Origin of the sequence: Benzoatithermus flavus, from assembly GCF_037908215.1 — a bacterium.
Taxonomy (GTDB): domain Bacteria; phylum Pseudomonadota; class Alphaproteobacteria; order Geminicoccales; family Geminicoccaceae; genus Benzoatithermus; species Benzoatithermus flavus.
In genome coordinates this window covers 1-944 of sequence record NZ_JBBLZC010000077.1, presented here as the reverse complement: position 1 = coordinate 944, position 944 = coordinate 1, and the positions used below count along the sequence as shown (strand labels likewise).

At 78.1% G+C, this 944-nt stretch carries 1 protein-coding gene; it reads left to right on the top strand.

The genetic code is table 11. The features are described from left to right. Positions 1 to 537 precede the first annotated feature (537 nt). Positions 538 to 944, top strand: a 407-nt coding sequence (locus U1T56_RS24120) for a transposase (protein WP_418162036.1), incomplete at its 3' end; no start/stop codon positions are given.

The window sequence follows — 944 nt, the reverse complement described above, 5'->3', positions numbered from 1 at the left end:
GCGGACCGAGGACGGACGGCCACGGGCCGAGCGGCTGCCAAAGGCCGCTGCCGGCGCCTTCCGGCGCAGCGGCGCCGAGATGGTGCTGCCGCTCCGGATGGCGGCGGAAGGCCCGATCGGCGCAGGGCGGCATGAGCGCTCGCCGGCGCGGCCGAACGGGCGCAACGGCGACCGCGCGCACGCTCGACACCGTGACCGGCGCCGCCGTTCACCGGCACGTCGGCTTGCCGGGAGCGTCGCGCCCAACCTCCCAGCTGCGGCAGGGCACCCTCGAGCCGCAAAGCGGCTCGAGGGGATCGGCGTCTCGACCCGGCGCGGCGACGCACTGGCCCGGGCGACGGGGCCGTCGGGCATCTCCGAGAGCACGGTCGGCAAGCCGTGCCAGGACAGCGACGAGCGCGGCGCCGCCTTCCTGCAACGGCCCTTGGAGGGCGACTGGCCCCCATCTCTGGCCGGACGCCGCTTCCCTCGAGCCCGCGCGCGGGCGGCGTCGATCGGCTCCGCCGCTCGCCCATCGCGGTGGCGGCGACAATCGCCGTGGCCGTGGCCACCGACAGCAGCCGCGAGATCGTCGGCCTGCCCATCGGCCGCGCGCAAGCGGACGCCTTCTGGTCGGCCTTCCTGCGCAGCCTGCACGAACGCGGCCGCAAAGGCGGGCAACGGGTGATCGCGGCCGCGCCCGAGGGGCTCGAGGGCGCGTGCTCGGCGCGCCCGGGCAACGGTGTCCGTGGTCACGGGATGCGCGGTACCTCGGCCCGGGGCCCGAGCGCCAGCGGACCATGGTCGCGGCCGCGCGGCGCCGGGCGTTTGGGCCGCCCGGTCGGGACGGTGCCCGCTGGCCGGCCGGTTCCGCCCCCGCTGGCCCAGGCCCGGCGCCCGCGTGGACGAGAGCGAGCACGCTCGATCGCAGCGCGCTCGAGGCCGGCCCTCCCGAGCTTCCCGGC